This is a genomic window from Staphylococcus pasteuri (genome assembly GCF_030547725.1).
Lineage (GTDB): Bacteria > Bacillota > Bacilli > Staphylococcales > Staphylococcaceae > Staphylococcus > Staphylococcus pasteuri.
In genome coordinates this window covers 1-279 of record NZ_JAUOQO010000275.1, presented here as the reverse complement: position 1 = coordinate 279, position 279 = coordinate 1, and the positions used below count along the sequence as shown (strand labels likewise).

The window sequence follows — 279 nt, the reverse complement described above, 5'->3', positions numbered from 1 at the left end:
AGCCTGGGCTATCGGCCTTGGTATTGCCATGCATAGCGCGTCAGATACTACTAAAACGCTGTTTAACGATGTAGCTGCAGGTGTATCTAGCATTGTGCGTTTTGTGATTCGCCTGGCGCCTATTGGTATCTTTGGTTTGGTGGCAAATACCATTGCTCAAACCGGCTTCTCTGTATTACTGGGTTACAGCCAATTGCTGATGGTGCTTATTGGTTCAATGTTACTGATTGCCTTGGTGATGAACCCAATTTTGGTGTTCTACAAAATCCGTCGTAACCC

At 45.9% G+C, this 279-nt stretch carries 1 protein-coding gene; it reads left to right on the top strand.

The features are described from left to right. Positions 1–279 (top strand): cation:dicarboxylate symporter family transporter (locus Q4528_RS13645; protein WP_303522090.1); only part of this gene is annotated, 279 nt, incomplete at both ends.